The following is a 24502-nucleotide window of genomic DNA, read 5'->3' as shown; positions in this document are numbered from 1 at the left end:
GACGACATATGGCTTATCAATCTCAAGATATCATTCGTCGTTCCGCGACTAACGGTCTGACCCCCGCGCCTCAGGCGCGGGACTTCCAGGAAGAAGTGGCGAAACTCATCGACGTCACCACCTGTATCGGCTGTAAAGCCTGTCAGGTGGCGTGTTCAGAGTGGAACGACATTCGCGATACCGTCGGCAATAACATTGGGGTGTACGACAACCCCAATGATTTAAGCGCCAAATCGTGGACGGTAATGCGCTTCTCGGAAGTGGAGCAGAACGACAAACTGGAATGGCTGATCCGCAAAGACGGCTGTATGCACTGTTCCGATCCAGGCTGCCTGAAAGCGTGCCCGGCGGAAGGAGCAATTATTCAGTATGCCAACGGTATCGTCGACTTCCAGTCCGAGCAGTGCATCGGCTGCGGTTATTGCATTGCGGGCTGTCCGTTCGACATTCCGCGCCTCAACCCGGAAGACAACCGCGTCTACAAATGTACACTGTGCGTTGACCGCGTGGTGGTTGGGCAAGAACCGGCCTGCGTGAAGACCTGCCCAACGGGCGCGATTCACTTCGGTACGAAAGAGTCGATGAAAACGCTGGCGAGCGAGCGCGTGGCGGAGCTGAAAACCCGTGGTTACGACAATGCGGGTCTGTACGATCCGGCAGGCGTGGGTGGTACACACGTTATGTACGTGCTGCACCATGCTGACAAGCCGAATCTGTATCATGGCTTGCCGGAGAACCCGGAAATCAGCGAAACCGTGAAATTCTGGAAAGGCATCTGGAAACCGCTCGCAGCTGTTGGCTTTGCGGCTACCTTCGCAGCCAGTATCTTCCACTACGTGGGTGTCGGTCCGAACCGTGCGGATGAGGAAGAGAATAATCTGCACGAAGAGAAAGACGAGGAGCGCAAATGAAACGACGTGACACCATCGTGCGCTACACCGCGCCGGAACGTATCAACCACTGGATCACCGCCTTCTGCTTCATCCTGGCGGCGGTGAGCGGGCTGGGCTTTTTGTTCCCGTCCTTCAACTGGTTGATGCAAATCATGGGCACACCGCAGCTGGCGCGAATTCTGCACCCGTTTGTCGGCGTGGTTATGTTTGCCTCGTTCATCATCATGTTTTTCCGTTACTGGCATCACAACCTAATCAATCGGGATGATATCTTTTGGGCGAAGAATATTCGTAAGATCGTCGTCAACGAGGAAGTAGGTGACACCGGGCGTTATAACTTCGGTCAGAAATGCGTTTTCTGGGCGGCGATTATTTTCCTGGTCCTGCTGCTGGTGAGCGGTGTGATTATCTGGCGTCCTTATTTTGCGCCTGCTTTCTCAATCCCGGTGATCCGATTCGCGTTAATGCTGCATTCATTTGCCGCAGTGGCGTTAATTGTGGTTATCATGGTGCATATCTACGCCGCCCTTTGGGTGAAAGGCACGATTACCGCCATGGTGGAAGGATGGGTTACCAGCGCATGGGCGAAGAAACATCACCCACGCTGGTACCGTGAGGTCCGCAAGACAACGGAAAAGAAAGCTGAATGAGTATTCGCATAATCCCGCAAGATGAGCTGGGTTCGAGCGAGAAACGTACGGCGGATATGATTCCGCCGTTATTGTTCCCTCGGCTCAAAAATTTATACAACCGCCGCGCTGAACGTCTGCGCGAGCTGGCAGAAAATAATCCGCTGGGTGATTACCTGCGTTTTGCTGCGCTTATCGCCCACGCCCAGGAAGTGGTGCTGTACGACCATCCGCTGGAGATGGATCTGACCGCGCGCATTAAAGAAGCCAGCGCACAAGGCAAGCCACCGCTGGATATTCACGTTTTGCCGCGTGATAAGCACTGGCAAAAGCTGCTGATGGCAATGATTGCTGAGCTGAAACCTGAAATGAGCGGCCCGGCGCTGGCAGTGATTGAGAATCTGGAGAAGGCATCAAGCCAGGAGCTGGAAGATATGGCCAGCGCACTGTTTGCCTCTGATTTCTCGTCCGTCAGCAGCGATAAAGCGCCGTTTATCTGGGCTGCACTGTCGCTCTACTGGGCGCAGATGGCCAATCTGATCCCTGGCAAAGCCCGCGCTGAATACGGCGAACAACGTCAATATTGCCCGGTTTGTGGTTCTATGCCGGTGTCCAGCATGGTGCAAATTGGCACTACTCAGGGTCTGCGTTACCTGCACTGCAACCTGTGTGAAACTGAATGGCACGTAGTGCGCGTAAAATGCAGCAACTGTGAACAGAGCGGCAAACTGCATTACTGGTCGCTGGATGACGAACAGGCCGCGATTAAAGCCGAAAGCTGCGATGACTGTGGCACTTACCTTAAGATTCTTTATCAGGAAAAAGAACCGAAAGTTGAAGCCGTGGCAGATGACCTCGCCTCTCTGGTACTGGATGCGCGAATGGAGCAAGAAGGCTACGCCCGCAGTTCCATTAACCCGTTCCTGTTTCCGGGTGAAGGGGAGTAATCTCTGACGTTTTCCGGGTGGCGCTGGTCGCCCGGATTACAGTTCATAGGGTATGACGACACCATCTCTCGTATTCCGCGTTACCCATTCAAGACTATGCTGTTAGTGCCTGTTTGGCCTCATTCTTCCCGCCAACACATCGATAAGGTTATTGGTATGTCACTGATGACAAGCGTAAGATTGCCTGATGCGCTGCGCTTATCAGGCCTACCAATAAACTGCAATATGTTGAATTTGCACGACTTTGTAGGCAGGATAAGGCGTTCACGCCGCATCCGGCATGAACAACTCGCACGTTGTCAGCAATCTGATTGATATCATTTTTTCCCATTACCATTCCTCGCGCAGCTTACGCTGGTATTCGACACCATCTTCCTCACATCCTTGCCAGATGCCAAAAGCACTGGTTCTTGCTGTTTGCGATTGATTTACCTGGTATTGATCTACCGCTTCCCGTAATAGCTCCGCACGAGGAAGATTACACTGCACCTCAAGATCATCAAGTTGCTTAATCACCTCATTCGATAAATCGAGTAAAATTCTGCCCATATCCATACCTGCCAGAGAGTTCATAAATATCTCGCCAATATCATTTTGAATCTATGGAGAGAAAAGTACCTTTGTCGAATGCTTAAAGAAAGTGCATTTACGTATCACTTTTATTTTTGCGAGGCGTTTTCCAGATATGATGTAACAGTTGCAGTTATTATAAGTTCAAGTAAAACAACCTTGTATTAATACCAGAATAAGGGCATCTGGTTTTTATATTCAAGAATAAAAAATTTTTTGTCATTCCTTATGCTCCTTACACTGATCATCGACCCCCACTGTCTCCCCCTTTTGCCTGCCTCCCTTTGCTTTACGCACCGGGAATTGCTGACGTTCCAGATATTGCTCTACCGCTTCGCGTAAAATTGCAGATCGTGAAACCTTACGCCAGCCCCTAAGCTTGTTCAGCCGTTTAATTGCCTCTTCTGATAAATGAAGAAAAACCGTATTCATCGTCATTGCCACCACCTAACATATATTACTCATTAATGTATGTGCGAAAATTACGCCGAAAAATCATTTAAAAAAAGCGGATTTTTGCATGCTGTTTTGTTTTTGCGAGACGTTTTCCAGAAATAATAAGAACGTTGCAGTTGTTTCATTTGTTAATCAAAAATGGTTTGGTTATCGCCCAGGATGAGATATGGGTGCTATAAATATATTATATTCAGGGATATTTATTTTTTGATTGGGTCTTCATTTGCATAATCTGAATGGTGTACCCGAAAAACGTCAGCATCCTAACAGCACCAGGATTTAAGGTGAAATTTAACATCCATCACAGACCGGTCAATGCTGCCACCAACCGGTCTTTACTTGCTCGTCGTTATAATTTTGTGGGTAACAGTTCGGGAAACAAGGAATTCCTTCCGGAACACCCCGGTATCATCCGATAGCATTGACGTCAATCATCAGCGCGACGGTGAGTTTTTTTAATCGAATCATAGGATGGTAACGTTAAGCACGATTACGGGTCATAGTAAAACTCCTGAGCTGGCGGCACTATGCCGCTTTCACAGGAGTTCTGAATGCTGGTGCTTTCTGTATGGCATAACCATGCCCCTCGCGGCTAAGTGCCTGCACACTTCTCTCTTTGTATGTCATTTTTGCAATGCATTGGCCGAATTCTGGTAATTCAAATGAGTTTTACTCTTCAGACTCCCATCCCTACGGTATACGAGTTAGATTCATGAATGAAATCGACATTTTTAAAAAACGAATCTTGTAAAACATCCGTGTTGATATTACCTTGCAAACCAACATTGAATTTGTTAGAGACATGAAGAATTCGAATATCAAACAGGTCTTTTAACATCATTAATTCTTCAGCTGTTAATGACTCGCAACTAAAATATCCCTGTTGATCAAAAAGGTTTTCAATTTCTCCACCATAGGCGAGGCGTTTTTCAATGAGTGTTTGCAACATCGAGTTGCCAAGGACAATGGATATCGTGCGATCTTTCGCAGATTTACACCCCATCACAACGGCAACATTCGTATCCCTCTCAGGAATTTCATTTATCGCCGTCGCTAAAATGGTGGTCAAACACGCAAACGGAACTGTATTTCTTTCGTGATTTAATTTATCTACCAGTTCATTCCATTTATCAAAAATCGGGCGATATTTGTTGCGCGCAGAAATATCCAACTGGTTAAACAATTCAGCCATGCGTTTTTTTATCATCTCGATATCCGGCGAGTCAGAAATACTTTTCGCATAATACGGGCCTGATGATGTTGCATACATTAAAGCAGCGCCCACACCTGTCACCATGATAGGTGCAACCACGGTTTTGGCAAAGGCGACGCTGCGATGGCTATGCGCTTCACAGTCTAAAGGAATATATTCCACTGGCTGCGGTAAATCCTGGCATGCCTCCCTCATCATTGCGGTATGTTTTACAAACAACGGTTTTTCATTGCCAAAAAAAACTTTCTGCTTAATTGCACTAAGAAAACGCAAATCAAAAATGATTGTTTTTGGTTTATTATTTTTGGGCACATTTCCTATTATCCCGCTAAGAACCTTCCTTGCTGCATGGAGATTTTTTTGCACAGCACATAACACAATTGACGAAGCCTTCTCTACTTCGTTATTGATTTTAATTTTAAAATCTGCATGATATACGTTGACGGGCAATGTAAGTATATCTGGACTTACATCTTTGGCTGAGTATTTATTGGTGATCGACGGTCGTGAATCCACGAGAAAACTTAGCTGCAAATTATGCTCTATATTACCAGCTGTTTTTGTAGTGTGATTAAACATAGAGATGCCACCTCTCATTCTTTCACACATATCCTCAACTTTTTCACTTCGTTCTTGAGGCAATTTGGCTTTAACGTTAATTTGATGATTTTTACCCGTGCATTCCTTAACTACAAGGGGAACGTTATCTAAAGCGCCATATAGGTTAATAACGTCACCAGGCTTTTTATCATGTAAGTAAGTTTGATTAATACTCGAGGCATTCACAAAGAGGTCAATATTATAACTGTTTATAACTTCACCTACATCAAATGTGTAGTGCTTACTCTGGAGGCTGCCATCCTTATTTAATTGTATATCAATCAATATATCCCCTGACTTTGTCACCATATCTTTGCCATAAACCATTTGCATAGCCATTTCGAGGAGGTTTTTATCTAACTGATTGCGGGCGTTGAGTAAGCGACTACCAAATAATTTATATACTGTTCCCGTCATTGCCAGCGCTGCGCTTTCTGTTACTTTGCGTTTCCACAGTGAGGTTTCTCTATTTTTGAACAGGCCATATTCATTATTACTCGACAACCCGAGTTTCAGTTCGTTAACACAATCGCACAGTTGCTCCTCACCTTCCATTTTAAGGCAAAGTGAAAAATGATTTAATAGCGTTTGCTTCGGTGATTCATTACTCGTTAGTTGTTTTTCTAAATTAACAATAGAATAACCTTCTTGTTTAATGAGATTAATATTGGCAACCATTACAGCCTCCTTCCCACGGTTTAAGAGCAAACATGCAACATAATTATTTATAACATCCAGAGCAGTAAATGAATGATACTGACAATGATACCAGTCCATTATCTTTGCATAATGTTTGTTAGCTATAGATTTTAAAAATATTTATGAGAAAAGTATGGTACCAGAGGGGGTTTTGGCTATCAAAAATCGCTCAAACCTGAAGTAAGATGATGAATTAAGCATTATCGGCGATAATTGCCACTCACCTCTACAAATAATATTTAAATGCTCCTGAACAGTGATGTAGCAAGACACGTATGGTGCCTACGAAGAACAAAAATTTATAGCGTTCTTATTCAATATAACCGGAATAGTCAGGGGCTGATGTAAATGACCTGAATGAGTGAGAGAGGCTACACCGCCCCTCTCCATCAGCTACTCTTCTTCGTTCCCGCCCTCTTCATACGGGCCAAATGGCTTCGCGGGCAGAACGATATACGTGCCTTCAAACACCGCCCCCGGCGTCTCGTCGCCAAAGATTTCGACCTGCATCTGCACCCGTGCTTTACGTCCGCGCGCCAGACGGTCGAGATCGCCGCTTAAGGCACCGAGGTCGGCTACCGCGTGTGGTTTACCGCTGATTGGTTTGCTGTAACGGATATGCGCATCAGCGAGAATAATGGTTCCGCCGAGGTGGCGTTCGCGCAGCATTAGCCAGATAAGCCCCCAACCGGTGAGCGTAGCCAGCGAGAATAAACTCCCGGCAAACAACGTATGATGCGGATTCTGATTGCCGGTTTCCGGCATGGTGGTGATAAATTTTTGCCCGGTATATTGCTGAATGCGCACGCCCATTTTTTCGCTTAGCGGGATATGTTCGTACCACGCCTGTTGCAGCTGCGCGCACCAGTCGCCGCGATGCAGAATGTCATCCAGAGTGGCGACAGGTTTTATCATCAAAAAATGGCGAATCGGCGTGGTGGTTGGCGTGGTGATTTCTCCCTGATTAACAAACCCCAGCTTGGCGAAAAACTCCACCGCGTCTTCGCGGGCGCTACAGGTCACGCGCTTAACACCTTCCTGACGCGCCACCGACTCCAGGGTCATCGCCATCAGCGTTCCTAACCCTTTGTCCTGCACGTCGGGATGAACGGCCATAAAGCGAATGGACGCTTCATTGTCGGCATTAATATACAGTCGGCCTACCGCCACCAGATTACCCTGCTCGTCGACGACCATCTGGTGATGCGCCATCGCATCCCACGCGTCGCGTTCCGAACCTTTCGGTTGATGCAAGGGCTTACGCAACATTTCCCAGCGAAACTGATAGTAACGCTCTAATTCTTCTTCTGTTTGTGGAACCCGAAGGTGATACATAGCGATACTCTCTCTTGTTTCCCGTGACAACCCTGGAAGCTGGCTCATACCTGCAACCAGAATGTCACGGGGCCATCATTGACCAGCGATACCTGCATATCCGCAGCGAAGCGTCCTGTTTGCGTGTTCATCTCTTGCTGACGGCAGCGTTCGACGAAATAGTCATATAACGCCTCTGCGCGATCCGGTGATGCGCCTTTGGAGAAACTTGGGCGCATCCCCCGTTCGGTATCTGCGGCGAGGGTAAACTGGGAAACCACCAGCACACTGCCGCCCGCCTGTTGCACGTTGAGATTCATCTTGCCTTCGGCATCGCTGAAGATGCGATAGCCAAGCACGCGCTCGCACAGACGGTTTGCTTTCTGTTCGTCGTCATCCTTTTCGACACCCAATAACACCAAAAGTCCCGCGCCAATTTCGCCCGTCACTTCTCCCTCCACGGTGACGCTGGCACGGGTTACGCGTTGAATTAATGCAATCATGGTTCGTCGTCTTCTTCTTGTTCAGCTGCTTGTTTTAGTTTGCGGTATTCCCCGAGAGTGACAGTAATTTCCGCACCAAGCAAGACGATACACCATGTCCAGTAGACCCAAACAAAGAGAATGGGGATCACCGCCAGCACACCGTAAATGAGCTGATATGAGGGGAACATGGTGATATAAAGCGCGAAACCTTTCTTTCCTGCTTCGAACAGGAGTGCGGCGACAAACGCGCCGACAATCGCGTCGCGATTAGGTACGCGGATAGTAGGAACAATGCTGTACAGCAACCAGAAGGAGATCCACGACAACAGCAACGGAAAAATACGCAGCACGTTGTCGATGACAGTATTGAGATCGCTCGCCCAGCGCAGGGAGAGCAAATAGGAACTGATCGCCAGACTGGCCCCTGCCAACAGCGGCCCCAGCGTTAAAATCATCCAGTACACGGCAAACGAGTAAATTTTGGGTCGCGCTCGTTTACTGCGCCAGATGGTATTCAACGCGCTATCGATGGAGTACATCAACAATAACGCCGTGACGATCAGCCCGCACGCCCCGACGGCGGTCATTTTGTTGGAATTGGCGACAAACTGTTCGATATATCGCTGGATAACATCGCCAGTAGCAGGCAGAAAGTTGGCAAAAATAAAGTGACGCAACTGAATGCTGACGTCCGAAAACATGGGAAACGCGGCGAAAAGCGCAAAAACAACGGCAACCAGCGGCACTAATGAGAGCAACGACACATAGGCAAGATTACCTGCCAGGGTTGTCATATTGTCCTCATCAATGCGTTGCCAGAGTAGTTTTAGCCAGGCCCATAGTGGACGGGTACGGTGCCTGGCTTTGTCCTGAATGGTTTTTAGCATAACACCTTCACGAAATAGTCCGGGATGGTGGTTTTATCTTTCACCAGAATGCTGGTAATGCCTAGCTGATTAGCTCCTTCTATATTATCGGCGTTATCGTCGAAAAAGACCGTATCGCTGGGTGAAAAACCTTCCGCCTGCAAAACATGCTGGTAAATTCGTGCTTCAGGTTTGCGCATCCCCAGATCTTGCGACATATAGATATGGTCAGCAGCATCACGAATTTCCGGGTATTCCTCCGGCCAGAAGGTGGTATGTAGGCGGTTAGTATTGGAAAGCACCACCACACGATGACCCTGCTCACGCAGTTTATGCATGATGGCGATCACTTCCGGGCGCAGCGCGACAAACACCGCCTGCCAGCCGTGGGAAAACTGCTCATAGCTTAGCGGTAGAGCCATCTCATGACACAGCGCCTCTGCGAACGCTTCGTCGCTAATTTCCCCACGCTCATGCTGATGAAACGCCTCGCCCATGTGGAAACTCTTCTTAAGCGTAGCCAGGGGAACACGCGTTAAATCGCTCCAGGCTCCCAGCACACGGTTAAAGTCGATATCGACAATCACATTACCTAAATCAAAGATATAGAGCATTTTTGCCTCCTTTCGCGCCACAAGAAATTAACTGTAGCGGGAAAGGATGGGTTTGGCTATGTGGTCAGGTATGAAGCAAGGTCAACGGTCACAAAATTCTACGCGTCTTCCTGGGGAAGGATGATTTCAATTTGGCTGTCTTGTAAGCGTGATTTTAGCGCAGCGGGCGGCAGCTCGTCGGTAAAGAGCGCAGTGACCTGTGCCACGTTACCAATTTCAACCGCCGCCGAAGCATGATACTTAGTGTGATCGGCGACCAGCAGAATATTTCTCGCGTGCGCCATCATCGTTTTCACCACGTTAGCTTCGTTTACATCAAACTCCATCAACGCGCCATCGCTCTCAATCGCCCCAACGCTTGTTACCAGATAATCAGCCCGAAAATCGGCCACAAAGGAAGCCGCTGAAGGGCCAATGATCCCGCTATTATGAGAGCGCAACGTACCGCCGGGCACCATCACTTCAAAGCGCGGGTTGTGGTACAGAATATGCGCCACACGCAGGCTGTTCGTGATTATCCGCAAATGATTATGGTTAAGTAACGCCCGGGCGACATGTTCGACAGTCGTACCGATGGTGATAAATATTGTCGATCCATCAGGAATATAGTCTGCCACCGCTTCGGCAATCGCTTTTTTCTCTTCAGTTTGCGAAACCTCACGCTGTTCGAACGCCGTATTAACGACGCTGGAGGCCCGACCCGCGCCACCGTGATGGCGCGTGATCAGCCCTTGCTCGCTTAATTTACGAATATCCCGGCGGACCGTCTGCGTGGAAACATCCAGCAGATTTGCCAGCTCATCAATATTCATATACCCACGCTCGGCGATCAGCATGAGGAGTTGGTCGTGCCGCGGGTTACCGGTCAGTTCGGTAAGGCTCATGAAAATTCCTCGAAAAACCATCACCCTGGCATTTTATACAAAAAGTGACAAAAAAGATCGGGTTTGATCACAGTCAGGGATCCCGGCACGCCCACCGGGACGCGTGCATTTTAACGCCGCCACACCGCTGGCAAAGCGGACGGAATCCGCTAAATCTCCACCTGTTGCCAGCGCCACCGCCAATGCGCCGTGAAAAACATCGCCCGCACCGGTAGTATCTACCACATCAACTTTGAAAGCTGGCTGATGCTGTCGCCCGCCATTCTCCAGCCAGTCACAGCCTGCACTGCCCTGAGTAACATAGACATGTCCATTTGTGAGCATTTGTGCCTGTTTTAGGGCACTCGCCATCTCTTTCACGCCCGTTAGCCGCGCCAGACCCGGTTCTGAAAAAGCGGCATGATCGCTTAACGCCACCAGCTCACTGATATCCTGCGGCGTAATATCACCGTCCAGCACGGTCATCACGCCCACCTGCCGGGCCAGGGTGAAGGCTTTTTTCGCGCCGTCGTGCCAGCGTACATCTGCCAGCACCACGTCCCACTGAGAGAAATCAATTTCCTCCAACCACTCTGCGTCAGGCAGCAGGTCCGGGCTGGGATAGTTAATGATGATTCGCTCTCCTTTGGCATCCACCATGATGGCGGATTGCGAAGATTTCGCCTGGTTATACCGTTTGGTGTAACGGGTGTTAACGCCCCAGGATTCCAGCTCTGCCAGCAGGCTGTTGCCCGTGTCGTCGTCACCGACGCGACCAATAAAATCGACCTGCGCACCCAGTCTGGCCGCCGCAACTGCTGCTGTAGCCGCTGGCCCGCCGCCAACTTCCGTATAATTTTTCGCCACGTATTTACCGCTCTCCGTCGGCAACCCTTCCACGTAATAGATGCGATCCATCACGGTAATTCCTACACAAGCAACACGAATCATGGTCATTCCTTAAGCATTTTGGGATGCGTTCATTTTAATTTCACCAATTGTTTAAAAAGTGACGGCTGTCAATTTTTTGACGATAAATTACAAATACGATCAAAAACAGACAAGCAAGGCATGTCATAAATGACAAAAAGTGACATCACTGTATTCAGGAGAGGGTTATGGCAGCAATCGCGTTTATCGGTTTAGGACAAATGGGTTCGCCAATGGCGAGCAATTTATTGCAGCAAGGGCATCAACTTTGCGTCTTCGATGTGAATGCCGAAGCCGTACAGCATCTGGTAGACAAAGGGGCGACTCCCGCTGCTAACCCAGCGCAGGCCGCTAAAGGTGCCGAATTTATCATTACCATGTTGCCGAATGGCGATCTGGTGCGCAGCGTGTTGTTCGGTGAAAACGGCATTTGCGAAAGCTTATCTACCGATGCGCTGGTCATTGATATGTCGACCATCCATCCGCTGCAAACCGATAAATTGATTGCCGATATGCAAGCCAAAGGCTTCAGCATGATGGATGTTCCGGTTGGCCGTACTTCCGCAAATGCCATTACCGCTACTCTGCTCCTGTTGGCTGGCGGCACTGCTGAACAAGTTGAACGCGCCACGCCGATCCTGATGGCGATGGGCAGCGAGTTGATCAACGCGGGCGGTCCGGGCATGGGGATCCGCGTTAAGCTTATCAACAACTACATGAGCATCGCGCTCAATGCGTTGTCGGCAGAAGCCGCCGTTTTGTGCGAAGCCCTCAATCTTCCCTTCGATGTTGCCGTCAAGGTAATGAGCGGTACTGCCGCCGGTAAAGGCCACTTCACCACTTCCTGGCCGAACAAAGTCCTCAGTGGAGATCTTTCTCCCGCCTTCATGATCGATCTTGCCCATAAGGATCTTGGCATCGCCCTCGATGTTGCCAACCAGTTGCATGTGCCGATGCCGCTGGGCGCCGCCTCACGAGAGGTTTATAGCCAGGCGCGCGCAGCAGGTCGCGGTCGCCAGGACTGGTCCGCCATTCTGGAGCAGGTCCGTGTCAGTGCCGGGATGACTGCCAAAGTAAAAATGTAACGACTGGATAAAGGAATAAATGAATGAATAAGTACACCATCAACGACATTACGCGCGCATCGGGCGGTTTTGCCATGCTGGCAGTCGATCAGCGCGAAGCCATGCGCATGATGTTTGCCGCGGCTGGCGCACCCGCTCCAGTAGTCGATAGCGTTTTAACTGATTTCAAAGTTAACGCTGCAAAGACCCTCTCGCCTTATGCCTCGGCGATTCTGGTAGATCAACAATTCTGCTACCGCCAGGTGGTTGAGCAAAACGCGATTGCCAAAAGTTGCGCCATGATTGTCGCCGCCGATGAGTTCATCCCTGGCAACGGTATTCCGGTAGATAGCGTAGTCATTGACCGCAAAATCAACCCGCTACAAATCAAACAAGACGGCGGTAAAGCCTTAAAACTGCTGGTGCTGTGGCGTAGCGATGAAGATGCGCAGCAACGCCTGAATATGGTGAAAGAGTTCAACGAACTGTGCCATTCACACGGTCTGGTGAGCATCATTGAGCCGGTTGTTCGCCCGCCGCGTCGTGGCGATAAATTCGATCGCGAACAAGCGATCATCGATGCCGCCAAAGAACTGGGCGACAGTGGCGCTGACCTCTACAAAGTTGAAATGCCGCTTTATGGCAAAGGTCCGCAACAAGAGCTTCTCAGTGCTTCACAACGTCTGAATGACCATATCAATATGCCGTGGGTGATCCTCTCATCCGGCGTCGACGAAAAACTGTTCCCGCGTGCCGTACGCGTGGCAATGACAGCGGGTGCATCGGGCTTCCTGGCTGGTCGTGCCGTCTGGGCATCGGTTGTCGGTTTACCGGACAACGAGCTGATGCTGCGTGACGTTTGCGCACCGAAATTACAACAACTTGGCGATATCGTCGACGAAATGATGGCTAAACGCCGTTAAGATGAGGATACAAAAATGAAATGGTTTAACACCTTAAGTCACAACCGTTGGCTGGAACAGGAAACCGATCGCATCTTTGATTTTGGTAAAAATTCCGTAGTACCGACTGGCTTTGGCTGGTTAGGCAATAAAGGGCAAATCAAAGAAGAGATGGGCACCCATCTGTGGATCACCGCCCGTATGTTGCACGTGTATTCCGTTGCTGCGGCGATGGGTCGACCTGGCGCTTACTCGTTGGTTGATCATGGTATCAAAGCCATGAACGGCGCACTGCGCGATAAAAAATATGGCGGCTGGTATGCCTGTGTCAATGACGAGGGCGTGGTGGATGCCTCCAAACAGGGCTATCAACATTTCTTTGCCCTGCTGGGTGCCGCCAGCGCGGTCACAACGGGTCACCCGGAAGCGCGTAAGCTGCTCGATTACACCATTGAAATTATCGAGAAATACTTCTGGAGCGAAGAAGAGCAGATGTGCCTGGAATCCTGGGACGAAGCCTTCAGCAAAACCGAAGAGTACCGCGGCGGCAATGCCAATATGCACGCGGTGGAAGCTTTCTTGATTGTTTATGACGTAACGCATGACAAAAAATGGCTGGATCGCGCGATTCGCGTGGCTTCCGTCATTATCCACGATGTCGCCAGAAATAATCATTATCGCGTTAACGAGCACTTCGATACCCAGTGGAATCCGCTGCCGGATTACAACAAAGATAACCCAGCGCACCGCTTCCGCGCATTCGGAGGCACGCCGGGCCACTGGATCGAATGGGGCCGTTTAATGCTGCATATCCACGCTGCCCTGGAAGCCCGTTGCGAACAGCCTCCGGCCTGGTTGCTAGAAGATGCCAAAGGTCTGTTCAACGCCACCGTGCGCGATGCCTGGGCGCCCGATGGTGCCGACGGGATTGTTTATACCGTTGACTGGGAAGGCAAACCGGTGGTCCGCGAACGTGTGCGTTGGCCTATCGTCGAAGCGATGGGTACGGCTTACGCGCTCTACACCGTTACCGGCGATCGCCAGTACGAAACCTGGTATCAGACAAGGTGGGACTACTGCATTAAGTACCTGATGGACTACGAAAACGGTTCCTGGTGGCAGGAGCTGGATGCGGACAACAAGGTCACCACCAAAGTCTGGGACGGTAAACAGGATATTTACCACCTGCTGCATTGCCTGGTGATCCCGCGTATCCCGTTAGCACCAGGCCTGGCACCGGCTGTTGCGGCGGGTCTGCTGGACGTGAATGCCAAATAACTGACTGAAAACCCTAACCCTCTCCCCAAAGGGGAGAGGGGACCGCCCGGCGCAGTTTTTTGGTTTGACATCAGCCTCATGGGAGGCTGTATGCCGTTTTTTAATTAAGGTGCCTCGTATGCAAATCACCAACATGCATTGCAGTGGACAAACCGTTTCACTTGCCGCGGGGGATTATCACGCGACTATCGTGACGGTTGGTGCTGGTCTGGCTGAATTAACTTTTCAGGGTTGTCATTTAGTCATCCCGCACAAACCCGAAGAGATGCCGCTGGCGCATCTGGGTAAAGTGCTTATTCCGTGGCCGAACCGGATCGCCAACGGCTGTTACCGCTATCAGGGACAGGAATATCAGTTACCCATTAATGAACATAGTTCAAAAGCCGCTATTCACGGGCTGCTTGCCTGGCGAGACTGGCAAATTAGCGAATTAACCGCCACCAGCGTTACCCTGACAGCTTTTCTACCGCCCAGTTACGGCTATCCGTTTATGCTGGCTTCGCAGGTTGTTTATTCGCTCAATGCTCGCACGGGCCTTTCCGTTGAGATCGCAAGCCAGAATATTGGTACTGTGACCGCACCTTATGGTGTGGGTATTCATCCTTATTTAACCTGCAACTTAACATCTGTTGATGACTATCTTTTCCAGCTTCCGGCAGAACAGGTTTATGCCGTCGATGAGCACGCAAATCCAACAACGCTTCACCCCGTTGATGAGCTGGATTTAAATTTCACGCAGGCGAAAAAAATAGCCGCGACAAAAATCGACCACACCTTTAAAACCGCTAATGATCTGTGGGAAATGACCATTACCCATCCACAGCAGGCGCTGTTGGTGAGTCTTTGTTCCGATCAACCCTGGGTGCAGGTTTATAGCGGCGAAAAATTACAGCGTCAGGGACTGGCAGTTGAACCTATGAGTTGCCCGCCTAACGCCTTTAATTCCGGCACCGATTTATTATTACTGGAACCAGGAAAAACGCATCGCCTGTTTTTTAATATTCACGGGCAGCACAATTAATTTCATTAAGAAAAAAACGAGATCATTGTTTAGGGTTGTATTTACACAACAGGAAATATTATGGACTTTTTTACGTTATTTTCGCCAGATGGGGCCATGCTGGAAACAAACGTGGTATGTATCGTTATCGCGTTGATGTTTCTTTATACCTTTGTGGGGATATGCGCGGGATTTGGTGGCGGTTTAACCACCATGCCACTCGTCACGTTAATGCTCCCCGTAAAAATGGCAACACCACTTTCGGTAATTGTCGGCACCGCAACCGCCTTGTACGCCACCTGGCTGTCACGTAAAGAAACGGATTGGCGATCGGCAATGGTACTGATTATTTTCTCGTTTCTGGGAATACCCGTCGGTTTATATGCGCTGTCGTATTTACCCGACCATTTTATGAAAGTGGGCTTAGGCGGATTCCTTATCCTTTACTCGTTTTACAGCATGTTTATTCCTCGCCTGCCGATTTATGACCGTAACTGGATCGCCGCACCTATCGGCGCAGTAGCTGGTGCATTAGGTGCGGCGTTCTCAACCAACGGACCGCCGATGGTTATCTACGGTATGCTGCGTAACTTAGGCCCGGCGGCATTTCGCGGCACTCTGAACGCTTTCTTCACCGCAAACAACATCGCGGTAATCGGCGGGCTGGCGACCAGCGGAATTTTGACTGTTTCTATCTTTAAACTGGTGCTGTTTTGTATTCCCACCATGATCCTCGGTTCACTGGTTGGACAATATGTGCATAAACGCATTTCAGTCAAAGTGTTCCGTGTGATGGTCTTTTTGTTGCTGATTGCCTCCGGTTCCATGTTGATAAAAGGTGCGTTGGGAATTCCCGCCGCTGCCGCACTTCTGCCTCCGTTTACCTTGTTAGTTATACTGCAACTGGCATTTGGTAAAAAAGTGGCGGCAATCCGCCGAGCTGAAGAAAGTAAATAATCACTTGCGCGGGTTTTAATTTATACCCGCACACATTCTTTGATTAATGAAACCTGTAATAACAGGATGGCATGAAATATTAGTTTTATACTCTATGGAGATTATTTATGGATACGCCACGCCCACAGTTATTAGATTTTCAATTTCATCAGAATAACGACAGTTTTACTCTACGTTTTCAAGACCGTCTTATTTTAATCCATAGCAAAGATAATCCTTGCTTATCGATTGGCTCAGGTATAGCGGATATCGATATGTTCCGCGGTAATTTCAGCATTAAAGATAAATTGCAGGAGAAAATTGCGCTGACCGACGCCATCGTCAGCCAGTCACCGGATGGCTGGTTAATCCATTTCAGCCGTGGTTCTGACATTAGCGCCACGCTGCGTATCTCTGCCGACGATCAGGGCCGTTTATTGCTGGAACTACAAAACGACAACCATCACCATAACCGCATCTGGCTGCGTCTTGCCGCACAACCAGAGGACCATATCTACGGCTGCGGCGAACAGTTTTCCTATTTTGATCTGCGCGGCAAACCGTTCCCGCTATGGACCAGTGAACAAGGCGTTGGTCGCAACAAACAAACCTATGTCACCTGGCAGGCCGACTGCAAAGAGAACGCGGGCGGCGACTATTACTGGACTTTCTTCCCGCAGCCTACTTTTGTCAGCACGCAGAAGTATTACTGCCATGTCGATAACAGCTGCTATATGAACTTCGACTTCAGTGCTCCGGAATACCATGAACTGGCATTGTGGGAAGACAATGCCACCCTGCGTTTTGAATGTGCGGACACATACATCTCCCTGTTGGAAAAATTAACCGCCCTGCTGGGACGCCAGCCAGAACTGCCCGACTGGATTTATGACGGGGTAACGCTCGGTATTCAGGGCGGGACAGATGTATGCCAGAAGAAACTGGACACCATGCGTAACGCGGGCGTGAAGGTCAACGGCATCTGGGCGCAGGACTGGTCCGGGATCCGTATGACCTCTTTTGGCAAACGTGTGATGTGGAACTGGAAGTGGAACAGTGAAAACTACCCACAGTTAGATTCCCGCATCAAGCAATGGAAAGAAGAAGGCGTGCAGTTCCTCGCCTACATCAACCCGTATGTTGCCAGCGATAAAGATCTCTGCGAAGAAGCGGCGCAACATGGCTATCTGGCAAAAGATGCCTCTGGCGGTGACTATCTGGTGGAATTTGGGGAGTTTTACGGCGGCGTTGTCGATTTGACCAATCCTGAAGCATATTCCTGGTTCAAAGAAGTCATCAAGAAAAACATGATCGAATTGGGCTGCGGCGGCTGGATGGCAGATTTTGGCGAATATTTGCCGACCGATACGTATCTGCATAACGGCGTTAGCGCCGAAATTATGCATAACGCCTGGCCCGCACTGTGGGCGAAATGTAACTACGAAGCCCTTGAAGAAACGGGCAAGCTTGGCGAGATCCTTTTCTTTATGCGCGCCGGTTCTACCGGTAGCCAGAAATACTCCACCATGATGTGGGCGGGCGACCAGAACGTCGACTGGAGTCTGGACGATGGCCTGGCGTCGGTTGTTCCGGCGGCGCTCTCGCTGGCGATGACCGGGCATGGCCTGCATCACAGTGACATTGGCGGTTACACCACCCTGTTTGAGATGAAGCGCAGCAAAGAGCTGCTGCTGCGCTGGTGCGATTTCAGCGCCTTCACGCCGATGATGCGCACCCACGAAGGTAACCGTCCTGGCGACAACTGGCAGTTTGACGGCGACGCGGAAACCATCGCCCATTTTGCCCGTATGACCACCGTCTTCACCACCCTGAAACCTTACCTGAAAGAGGCCGTCGCGCTGAATGCGAAGTCCGGCCTGCCGGTTATGCGCCCGCTGTTCCTGCACTACGAAGACGACGCGCAGACCTACACCCTGAAATATCAGTACCTGTTAGGTCGCGACATTCTGGTCGCTCCGGTGCATGAACAAGGCCGCAGCGACTGGACGCTCTATCTGCCGGAGGATAACTGGGTCCACGCCTGGACAGGTGAAGCGTTCCGGGGCGGGGAAGTTACCGTTAATGCGCCCATCGGTAAACCGCCGGTCTTTTATCGCACCGACAGCGAATGGGCGGCACTGTTCGCGTCGTTAAAAAGCATCTAATCACGTCCGCCCGTGGGGAAACTCACGGGCAAAGGGAGAACAACGATGAGTCACATCACAACGGAAGATCCGGCTACTTTACGTCTGCCCTTTAAAGAGAAACTCTCTTACGGTATCGGCGATCTGGCCTCTAACATCCTGCTGGATATCGGCACGCTTTATCTTTTGAAGTTTTATACCGACGTTCTGGGGCTGCCCGGCACCTATGGCGGTATTATCTTTTTGATCTCGAAATTCTTTACCGCCTTTACCGACATGGGTACCGGCATCATGCTCGATTCCCGGCGTAAGATCGGTCCAAAAGGCAAATTCCGCCCTTTCATTTTTTACGCCTCATTCCCGGTCACTCTGCTGGCGATCGCCAACTTTGTCGGCACACCGTTTGATGTCACCGGTAAAACGGTGATGGCCACTATTCTGTTTATGCTTTACGGGCTGTTTTTCAGCATGATGAACTGCTCTTATGGCGCAATGGTCCCCGCTATTACCAAAAACCCCAACGAACGCGCATCACTGGCGGCATGGCGTCAGGGTGGCGCTACATTGGGCCTGCTGCTTTGTACGGTGGGATTCGTGCCGGTTATGAATCTTATCGAGGGTAATCAGCAACTTGGCTATATCTTCGCCGCCACGCTGTTTTCACTATTCGGCCTGCTGTTTATGTGGATCTGCTATTCGGGCGTGAAAGAGCGTTATGTCGAAACGCAACCTGCAAATCCGGCGCAAAAGCCAGGCTTGTTGCAATCTTTCCGTGCGATTGCCGGTAACCGCCCGCTGTTCATTTTGTGCATTGCTAACCTCTGTACCTTAGGGGCATTTAACGTCAAGCTCGCCATTCAGGTCTATTACACCCAGTACGTGCTTAACGATCCCATCCTGTTGTCATATATGGGATTTTTCAGCATGGGCTGTATTTTCATCGGCGTGTTCCTGATGCCTGGTGCAGTCAGACGTTTTGGTAAGAAGAAGGTCTATATCGGCGGCCTGCTGATTTGGGTGCTGGGCGATCTGCTCAACTATTTCTTCGGCGGCGGCTCGGTCAGTTTTGTGGCGTTCTCCTGCCTGGCATTCTTCGGCTCGGCGTTTGTTAACAGCCTGAACTGGGCGCTGGTTTCCGACACCGTCGAGTACGGCGAGTGGCGCACCGGCGTTCGTTCGGAAGGTACGGTCTACACCGGCTTCACCTTCTTTCGCAAAGTATCTCAGGCGCTGGCAGGTTTCTTCCCAGGCTGGATGCTGACGCAAATCGGCTATGTGCCAAACGTGGCGCAGGCTGACCATACCATCGAAGGTTTACGCCAGCTGATCTTCATCTACCCAAGCGCACTGGCGGTAGTCACCATTGTTGCGATGGGTTGCTTCTACAGTCTGAACGAGAAAATGTACGTCCGCATTGTTGAAGAAATAGAAGCCCGTAAACGCACGGCATAAATAATAAACAACGCCCTGCGGGGCGTTATAAGGAGTGATTATGTCTGACCATAATCCACTGACATTAAAACTGAATCTGCGGGAAAAAATCGCTTATGGCATGGGCGACGTCGGTTCGAATTTAATGCTTAGCATCGGCACTCTGTATCTCCTCAAATTTTATACCGATGAATTAGGGATGCCTGCTTACTATGGCGGGATTATCTTTCTGGTGGCAAAATTCTTTACCGCGTTTACCGATATGCTCACCGGATTTTTACTCGACTCGCGGAAAAATATTGGGCCTAAAGGCAAATTTCGTCCCTTTATTTTATATGCAGCGGTTCCGGCGGCGTTAATTGCAACGCTCCAGTTTATCGCCACCACTTTTAGTTTGCCGATTAAAACGACGATTGCCACCGCGCTGTTTATGATGTTTGGACTTTCATACAGTCTGATGAACTGCTCGTATGGCGCGATGATCCCAGCAATTACCAAAAACCCCAATGAGCGCGCGCAGCTTGCGGCTTACCGCCAGGGTGGTGCAACCATAGGGCTATTGATTTGTACCGTAGCATTTATTCCACTGCAGTCGCTTTTTTCTGACTCCACTGTCGGTTATGCCTGCGCGGCACTGATGTTCTCCATTGGTGGCTTTATTTTTATGATGCTGTGCTACAGAGGCGTCAAAGAGCATTATGTGGACACGACGCCAACCGGACATAAAGCCAGTATTCTCAAATCTTTTTGCGCGATATTTCGTAATCCGCCATTGCTGGTTTTATGCATTGCTAACCTGTGTACCCTGGCGGCATTTAATATCAAACTGGCAATTCAGGTCTATTACACCCAGTATGTGCTGAATGATATTAATTTATTGTCGTGGATGGGATTCTTCAGTATGGGATGCATCCTCATCGGCGTATTGCTGGTGCCATTAACTGTAAAATGTTTTGGTAAAAAACAGGTTTATTTAGCTGGCATGGTGCTGTGGGCGGTGGGGGATATCCTGAATTATTTCTGGGGCAGTAACTCTTTCACTTTCGTCATGTTCTCTTGTGTCGCCTTTTTTGGTACGGCCTTTGTAAACAGCCTGAACTGGGCGCTGGTACCGGATACCGTAGATTATGGTGAATGGAAAACCGGTATTCGTGCCGAAGGTTCTGTTTATACCGGTTATACCTTCTTTCGTAAAATTTCAGCCGCACTTGCTGGCTTCTTGCCAGGCATTATGCTGACGCAAATCGGTTATGTTCCCAACATCGCGCAAAGCGATGCAACATTACAGGGTTTGCGTCAGCTCATTTTTATTTGGCCTTGTGCGCTGGCGATAATTGCTGCATTGACGATGGGATTCTTTTACACGCTCAATGAAAAACGTTTTGCGTTAATTATTGAGGACATCAACCAACGTAAAAATAAAGAGATTGAGACAAAAGAAAAAACTGCTTCTGTAACGTTATAAATGTCAATAGCCGCTATTTCCATCCTGATGGGTGGCGGCCCCCCTACGTTAAAAAAATGGACTTATTATGAAAAAGATTAATGCAATAATTTTATTATCTTCTCTGACCTCTGCCTCGGTATTTGCTGGCGCATACGTCGAAAACAGGGAGGCATATAATCTCGCCTCCGATCAGGCAGAAATTATGCTACGTGTAGGTTATAACTTCGATATGGGCGCGGGTATCATGTTAACCAATACCTATAATTTTCAGAGAGAAGATGAGCTTAAACATGGCTACAATGAAATTGAAGGTTGGTATCCTTTATTCAAACCAACCGATAAATTAACCATCCAGCCCGGTGGATTAATTAATGATAAGAGCATCGGTTCGGGTGGCGCAGTGTATCTGGACGTCAACTATAAATTTGTACCATGGTTTAATCTGACAGTGCGAAATCGCTATAACCATAATAACTATAGTTCAACAGATTTGAACGGGGAACTGGATAATAATGACACCTATGAAATTGGTACCTACTGGAATTTTAAAATTACCGAGAAATTCTCCTATACATTTGAGCCACATTATTTCATACGCGTAAATGACTTTAATAGCAGCAATGGAAAAGATCATCATTGGGAAATCACTAATACCTTCCGTTACCGTATTAACGAAAACTGGCTCCCTTATTTCGAATTACGCTGGTTAGATCGTAATGTCGAACCGTACCACCGCGAACAAAACCAGATTCGTATCGGGACGAAGTATTTCTTCTGATGTGAAACTGCCGGATGCGGCGTAAACGCCTTATCCAGCCTACGGTTGATACGGTTTTCATTGGCCGGATTAAACACATCCGGCCATTAATCAAGCTTCAGCCGCCAACATCTCTTTCTTACGTTGGCTAATTCGCTTAACCAGCATTACGGAAACCACCGCACCACAGAATGCGAAGCAGGCCATAATGCCAAACACGATTTTGTAGCCAATAATCCCCGGGTTTAAATCCAGAATGTAGCCATACAGACTGAAGCAGAACATCGCCGGGGCGTAACCGATAAAGCTACCCAACGCCATCGCCGCGCCTGTTTTATTTTCAGCAATTTTTGCTTCGCCGATAGGTGCAAAAAATACGGCTCGCTGTGTAAAGACTATCGCGCCAAAGCCTAATGTACAGGCCATCCCTAAATAGACCGGCATACTTTCGTGCGGCAGCATAATCAACAGTACGAGTGCCGCAGTGCTGATGATAAAGGTGTAGCACAGGTATTTACTTGGTGATTTCAGGATCTTATCTGAAATCATGCCACCAATAGGTCCACCGATCATTTTGAGGCAGTATTGGTTAATGATGCCATAAGCCCCCACCAGCGCAACAGGCAGCAGATAGATGTTTTTCAGGAATGGAATGAAGAATGTCAGGCCACAGTACACCGCGTAAACGAAGAAAACATTGAAAGCGATAAGCCAGATGGTTTTGTCTTTCAGCACCGAGGTCATACTGGTGTTTTGCGGTGCATCTTCATCTTTTTTCACCTCCACGGACGGTGCCTCTTCTTTGTCATTGAGTACTAAGAAAATGATAACGCCCACGGCAATCACAATAAGGGAATAGAACCAGATACCCGCTTTAAAGCCCAACAAGCCACTGCCAAACCAGGTAAATACTGCCAACGCAGAAAATGCCACCACAGTATCGACAATTCCACGCCCTGTTTCGAAGAAGCCAAACAAACGACCTTGTTGTTCGCTATTGCCCAGTCGACTTACCGACTTGAGCAAGACAGGCCAGTTCATCATGTCGCAGGTAACGCCAAATAGCGCCCAGACAAAGAGGATGCCCCAATACCCCGGCATTGTCGTCAAATAAACACCCAGTAATCCTGTCGCAATGAGTGAGAATGACATGGTGTATCTGCGCGGTAGTTTATCGGCAAAATAAATAGACAGAAAAAAGCCCACTGTGGTGACAAATGAGTTTACCGACATAGCATTACCAATTTGACCATTGGTCAAATGGAAATATTCCTGCATCGGGATATAAAACGCATCTTTCAACGACGGTAATTTATAAATTGTACCGCCACACAATGTTAATAGACTAAATAACGCCCATTTCTTTTTCGTGAGCATAACATCCCCTAAGCGATTTTGAAAATCACTGTTCTAAAGGCAATAAGATACCGGCCATTCTTATGGAATGGTTTTTATTAACAGCGGATGAGTTAAAGCTTATTAGTGGTTCAGAAGATGGCTTGCCTCTTGTTTGATTTGTTGTAGTACGTTACGCACATGATTTATCTGATTAATTGCATCTTCTTTTTCTTTACGTAACCGCGCATCCAGTAAATGATTTTCTGGCAATGGTGTTTCACTCATCTGGCGATAAGGGATCCACGGATTATCATCTTCGTCTTCAAAGCGGAACGCCGGAGCATAATAATCAACCTCTTCTTCCAGGCCATACGCTGTCACCTGCGGTTCTTCATCGCCAAGGCAGATAAGGTGTGTTAATAACTCTTTGAATGGCATATCACCCTGACCTGAAATACAGGCTTTATGGCCCAGGCCACCTTGTTCTTTAACAATCAAGGCATCTTTGATATGCACCTGAGTAATATGTGGTGCCATCGTTTTTAAAGCGTCTATGGGATGCTCATTCGCATTGATCATATTCGCAAAATCAAACAGTAAGGAAAGTGATTTCATCTCACTGTCTTTGACCAGCGACACCAGTTCATGGCTTTTTAAATCTTCATGCTGTTCGATCGTAAAGGTCAGGCCGCTGTCCTGATACGTTTCCCGAACATAGGCAATATCGTTAGCAATGATCGATAATACGTCGCGTAAATTACCTTCATAACGCGGATAAAAACGCACGGACGATGCCCCGGTTTTCAACGCAATGGCGACGGCTTCGTCAATAGATGCCTTATCTGAGGCACTGGTTTCAATATGAATATCAAGGTTCAGACGACGAGCTTTATCACCAAAGGCAGAGAGTTCTTTATCTGCCATATTGCCCAGAGAAAAACGCTCGCCATCCAGAACATGAATTTTGACGCCTCGCAGATTATTTTCACTTGCAATATCAAGTAAATCAGCCGGCAATACTCTTTCCAGCCGCATATTTAAATGAAAAGCGTAGGCATGCAAATAAAGAGGAAGAGTATCGACACGTTGTAGAATCTTTCTTGCGTTATTTATTGTCACCATAAAA

23 protein-coding genes and 1 pseudogene are annotated in these 24502 nt (G+C 48.8%); 12 read left to right on the top strand and 12 right to left on the bottom strand.

What is annotated here, in order from left to right:
- Window positions 1–8: 8 nt before the first annotated feature.
- Genes fdoH through fdhE form a run of 3 tightly spaced genes read left to right on the top strand, consistent with a single transcriptional unit; the run spans window position 9 to window position 2469 of the window.
- Window positions 9–911, top strand: a complete 903-nt coding sequence (gene fdoH, locus QUE74_RS24280; RefSeq protein WP_000331377.1) for a formate dehydrogenase O subunit beta — start codon at window positions 9–11, stop codon at window positions 909–911.
- A complete protein-coding gene (gene fdoI / locus QUE74_RS24275) occupies window positions 908–1543 on the top strand; it encodes a formate dehydrogenase cytochrome b556 subunit (protein WP_000829013.1) in 636 nt (211 codons plus the stop codon). Before fdoH ends, fdoI begins: the two co-directional genes overlap by 4 nt.
- Window positions 1540–2469 carry a formate dehydrogenase accessory protein FdhE gene (gene fdhE, locus QUE74_RS24270; protein WP_000027715.1) on the top strand — a complete coding sequence of 310 codons (930 nt, stop codon included), beginning with the start codon at window positions 1540–1542 and terminating at the stop codon, window positions 2467–2469. Before fdoI ends, fdhE begins: the two co-directional genes overlap by 4 nt.
- Before the next feature lie 330 nt (window positions 2470–2799).
- Here fdhE and yiiF read toward each other — a convergent pair whose 3' ends face one another.
- The 10 genes and pseudogenes from yiiF to yihV form a co-directional block, all read right to left on the bottom strand.
- Window positions 2800–3042, bottom strand: a complete 243-nt coding sequence (gene yiiF, locus QUE74_RS24265) for a protein YiiF (protein WP_001086392.1) — start codon at window positions 3040–3042, stop codon at window positions 2800–2802.
- A 216-nt stretch (window positions 3043–3258) separates the two neighbouring features.
- A complete protein-coding gene (locus tag QUE74_RS24260) occupies window positions 3259–3477 on the bottom strand; it encodes a ribbon-helix-helix domain-containing protein (RefSeq protein WP_000178566.1) in 219 nt (72 codons plus the stop codon).
- 694 nt (window positions 3478–4171) lie between these two features.
- Window positions 4172–5086 carry a transposase gene (locus QUE74_RS24255; protein ID WP_241957442.1) on the bottom strand — a complete coding sequence of 305 codons (915 nt, stop codon included), beginning with the start codon at window positions 5084–5086 and terminating at the stop codon, window positions 4172–4174.
- A gap of 12 nt (window positions 5087–5098) precedes the next feature.
- A pseudogene (locus tag QUE74_RS24250) lies at window positions 5099–5986 on the bottom strand (hypothetical protein); the annotation flags it as partial.
- A gap of 414 nt (window positions 5987–6400) precedes the next feature.
- A complete protein-coding gene (gene fabY / locus QUE74_RS24245) occupies window positions 6401–7342 on the bottom strand; it encodes a fatty acid biosynthesis protein FabY (RefSeq protein ID WP_001297068.1) in 942 nt (313 codons plus the stop codon).
- 44 nt (window positions 7343–7386) lie between these two features.
- Window positions 7387–7824: a D-aminoacyl-tRNA deacylase gene (gene dtd / locus QUE74_RS24240; RefSeq protein ID WP_000560983.1), complete on the bottom strand. Its 438-nt coding sequence runs from the start codon at window positions 7822–7824 to the stop codon at window positions 7387–7389.
- Window positions 7821–8693 carry a virulence factor BrkB family protein gene (locus tag QUE74_RS24235; protein ID WP_000920762.1) on the bottom strand — a complete coding sequence of 291 codons (873 nt, stop codon included), beginning with the start codon at window positions 8691–8693 and terminating at the stop codon, window positions 7821–7823. The genes dtd and QUE74_RS24235 overlap by 4 nt, the downstream gene beginning before the upstream one ends.
- The gene (gene yihX, locus QUE74_RS24230; RefSeq protein ID WP_001355343.1) at window positions 8687–9286 is read right to left on the bottom strand and encodes a glucose-1-phosphatase; all 600 of its coding nucleotides are present in this window, start codon (window positions 9284–9286) and stop codon (window positions 8687–8689) included. Before yihX ends, QUE74_RS24235 begins: the two co-directional genes overlap by 7 nt.
- Window positions 9287–9384: 98 nt before the next feature.
- Window positions 9385–10170: a DeoR/GlpR family DNA-binding transcription regulator gene (locus QUE74_RS24225; RefSeq protein WP_000059678.1), complete on the bottom strand. Its 786-nt coding sequence runs from the start codon at window positions 10168–10170 to the stop codon at window positions 9385–9387.
- Window positions 10171–10203: 33 nt separating this feature from the next.
- Window positions 10204–11100, bottom strand: a complete 897-nt coding sequence (gene yihV, locus QUE74_RS24220; protein WP_000621629.1) for a sulfofructose kinase — start codon at window positions 11098–11100, stop codon at window positions 10204–10206.
- 167 nt (window positions 11101–11267) lie between these two features.
- Here yihV and yihU point away from each other — a divergent pair, with 167 nt between their 5' ends.
- From yihU to ompL, 9 genes are all read left to right on the top strand, one after another.
- On the top strand, window positions 11268–12164 hold the full coding sequence (gene yihU, locus QUE74_RS24215; protein ID WP_000718881.1) for a sulfolactaldehyde 3-reductase: 897 nt from the start codon (window positions 11268–11270) through the stop codon (window positions 12162–12164).
- A gap of 23 nt (window positions 12165–12187) precedes the next feature.
- Window positions 12188–13066 carry a sulfofructosephosphate aldolase gene (gene yihT, locus QUE74_RS24210; RefSeq protein ID WP_001046470.1) on the top strand — a complete coding sequence of 293 codons (879 nt, stop codon included), beginning with the start codon at window positions 12188–12190 and terminating at the stop codon, window positions 13064–13066.
- 15 nt (window positions 13067–13081) lie between these two features.
- Entirely contained in the window at window positions 13082–14323 is a 1242-nt protein-coding gene (yihS, locus tag QUE74_RS24205) for a sulfoquinovose isomerase (protein WP_000870911.1), read from the top strand.
- Between the two features lie 118 nt (window positions 14324–14441).
- Window positions 14442–15344: an aldose-1-epimerase gene (locus QUE74_RS24200; protein ID WP_001167554.1), complete on the top strand. Its 903-nt coding sequence runs from the start codon at window positions 14442–14444 to the stop codon at window positions 15342–15344.
- A 60-nt stretch (window positions 15345–15404) separates the two neighbouring features.
- Window positions 15405–16280, top strand: a complete 876-nt coding sequence (locus QUE74_RS24195; RefSeq protein ID WP_000345432.1) for a sulfite exporter TauE/SafE family protein — start codon at window positions 15405–15407, stop codon at window positions 16278–16280.
- A 107-nt stretch (window positions 16281–16387) separates the two neighbouring features.
- Entirely contained in the window at window positions 16388–18424 is a 2037-nt protein-coding gene (gene yihQ, locus QUE74_RS24190) for a sulfoquinovosidase (protein ID WP_000380851.1), read from the top strand.
- 45 nt (window positions 18425–18469) lie between these two features.
- Entirely contained in the window at window positions 18470–19855 is a 1386-nt protein-coding gene (locus QUE74_RS24185) for an MFS transporter (protein WP_000018359.1), read from the top strand.
- Between the two features lie 40 nt (window positions 19856–19895).
- Window positions 19896–21299, top strand: a complete 1404-nt coding sequence (locus tag QUE74_RS24180; RefSeq protein ID WP_001279685.1) for an MFS transporter — start codon at window positions 19896–19898, stop codon at window positions 21297–21299.
- A gap of 67 nt (window positions 21300–21366) precedes the next feature.
- Window positions 21367–22059, top strand: coding sequence for a porin OmpL (gene ompL / locus QUE74_RS24175; protein WP_000723464.1), 693 nt, complete (start codon window positions 21367–21369; stop codon window positions 22057–22059).
- 90 nt (window positions 22060–22149) lie between these two features.
- Here ompL and QUE74_RS24170 read toward each other — a convergent pair whose 3' ends face one another.
- On the bottom strand, window positions 22150–23415 hold the full coding sequence (locus tag QUE74_RS24170) for an MFS transporter (RefSeq protein WP_000956331.1): 1266 nt from the start codon (window positions 23413–23415) through the stop codon (window positions 22150–22152).
- A gap of 102 nt (window positions 23416–23517) precedes the next feature.
- Window positions 23518–24498, bottom strand: a complete 981-nt coding sequence (locus QUE74_RS24165) for a sugar phosphate isomerase/epimerase family protein (RefSeq protein ID WP_000256385.1) — start codon at window positions 24496–24498, stop codon at window positions 23518–23520.
- Window positions 24499–24502: the final 4 nt, after the last annotated feature.

Origin of the sequence: Escherichia sp. 10290, assembly GCF_030295155.1 — a bacterium.
Taxonomy (GTDB): domain Bacteria; phylum Pseudomonadota; class Gammaproteobacteria; order Enterobacterales; family Enterobacteriaceae; genus Escherichia; species Escherichia coli_F.
The sequence above is the reverse complement of the archived record's forward strand: the minus strand, read 5'-3'. Positions and strand labels throughout refer to the sequence as shown.

Bases quoted from the DNA above. Each gene is read 5' to 3' on its own strand.
- fdoH (WP_000331377.1), top strand. From the start codon at position 9: ATGGCTTATCAATCTCAAGATATCATTCGTCGTTCCGCGACTAACGGT.
- fdoI (WP_000829013.1), top strand. From the start codon at position 908: ATGAAACGACGTGACACCATCGTGCGCTACACCGCGCCGGAACGTATC.
- fdhE (WP_000027715.1), top strand. From the start codon at position 1,540: ATGAGTATTCGCATAATCCCGCAAGATGAGCTGGGTTCGAGCGAGAAA.
- yiiF (WP_001086392.1), bottom strand. From the start codon at position 3,042: ATGAACTCTCTGGCAGGTATGGATATGGGCAGAATTTTACTCGATTTA.
- QUE74_RS24260 (WP_000178566.1), bottom strand. From the start codon at position 3,477: ATGACGATGAATACGGTTTTTCTTCATTTATCAGAAGAGGCAATTAAA.
- fabY (WP_001297068.1), bottom strand. From the start codon at position 7,342: ATGTATCACCTTCGGGTTCCACAAACAGAAGAAGAATTAGAGCGTTAC.
- dtd (WP_000560983.1), bottom strand. From the start codon at position 7,824: ATGATTGCATTAATTCAACGCGTAACCCGTGCCAGCGTCACCGTGGAG.
- QUE74_RS24235 (WP_000920762.1), bottom strand. From the start codon at position 8,693: ATGCTAAAAACCATTCAGGACAAAGCCAGGCACCGTACCCGTCCACTA.
- yihX (WP_001355343.1), bottom strand. From the start codon at position 9,286: ATGCTCTATATCTTTGATTTAGGTAATGTGATTGTCGATATCGACTTT.
- QUE74_RS24225 (WP_000059678.1), bottom strand. From the start codon at position 10,170: ATGAGCCTTACCGAACTGACCGGTAACCCGCGGCACGACCAACTCCTC.
- yihV (WP_000621629.1), bottom strand. From the start codon at position 11,100: ATGATTCGTGTTGCTTGTGTAGGAATTACCGTGATGGATCGCATCTAT.
- yihU (WP_000718881.1), top strand. From the start codon at position 11,268: ATGGCAGCAATCGCGTTTATCGGTTTAGGACAAATGGGTTCGCCAATG.
- yihT (WP_001046470.1), top strand. From the start codon at position 12,188: ATGAATAAGTACACCATCAACGACATTACGCGCGCATCGGGCGGTTTT.
- yihS (WP_000870911.1), top strand. From the start codon at position 13,082: ATGAAATGGTTTAACACCTTAAGTCACAACCGTTGGCTGGAACAGGAA.
- QUE74_RS24200 (WP_001167554.1), top strand. From the start codon at position 14,442: ATGCAAATCACCAACATGCATTGCAGTGGACAAACCGTTTCACTTGCC.
- QUE74_RS24195 (WP_000345432.1), top strand. From the start codon at position 15,405: ATGGACTTTTTTACGTTATTTTCGCCAGATGGGGCCATGCTGGAAACA.
- yihQ (WP_000380851.1), top strand. From the start codon at position 16,388: ATGGATACGCCACGCCCACAGTTATTAGATTTTCAATTTCATCAGAAT.
- QUE74_RS24185 (WP_000018359.1), top strand. From the start codon at position 18,470: ATGAGTCACATCACAACGGAAGATCCGGCTACTTTACGTCTGCCCTTT.
- QUE74_RS24180 (WP_001279685.1), top strand. From the start codon at position 19,896: ATGTCTGACCATAATCCACTGACATTAAAACTGAATCTGCGGGAAAAA.
- ompL (WP_000723464.1), top strand. From the start codon at position 21,367: ATGAAAAAGATTAATGCAATAATTTTATTATCTTCTCTGACCTCTGCC.
- QUE74_RS24170 (WP_000956331.1), bottom strand. From the start codon at position 23,415: ATGCTCACGAAAAAGAAATGGGCGTTATTTAGTCTATTAACATTGTGT.
- QUE74_RS24165 (WP_000256385.1), bottom strand. From the start codon at position 24,498: ATGGTGACAATAAATAACGCAAGAAAGATTCTACAACGTGTCGATACT.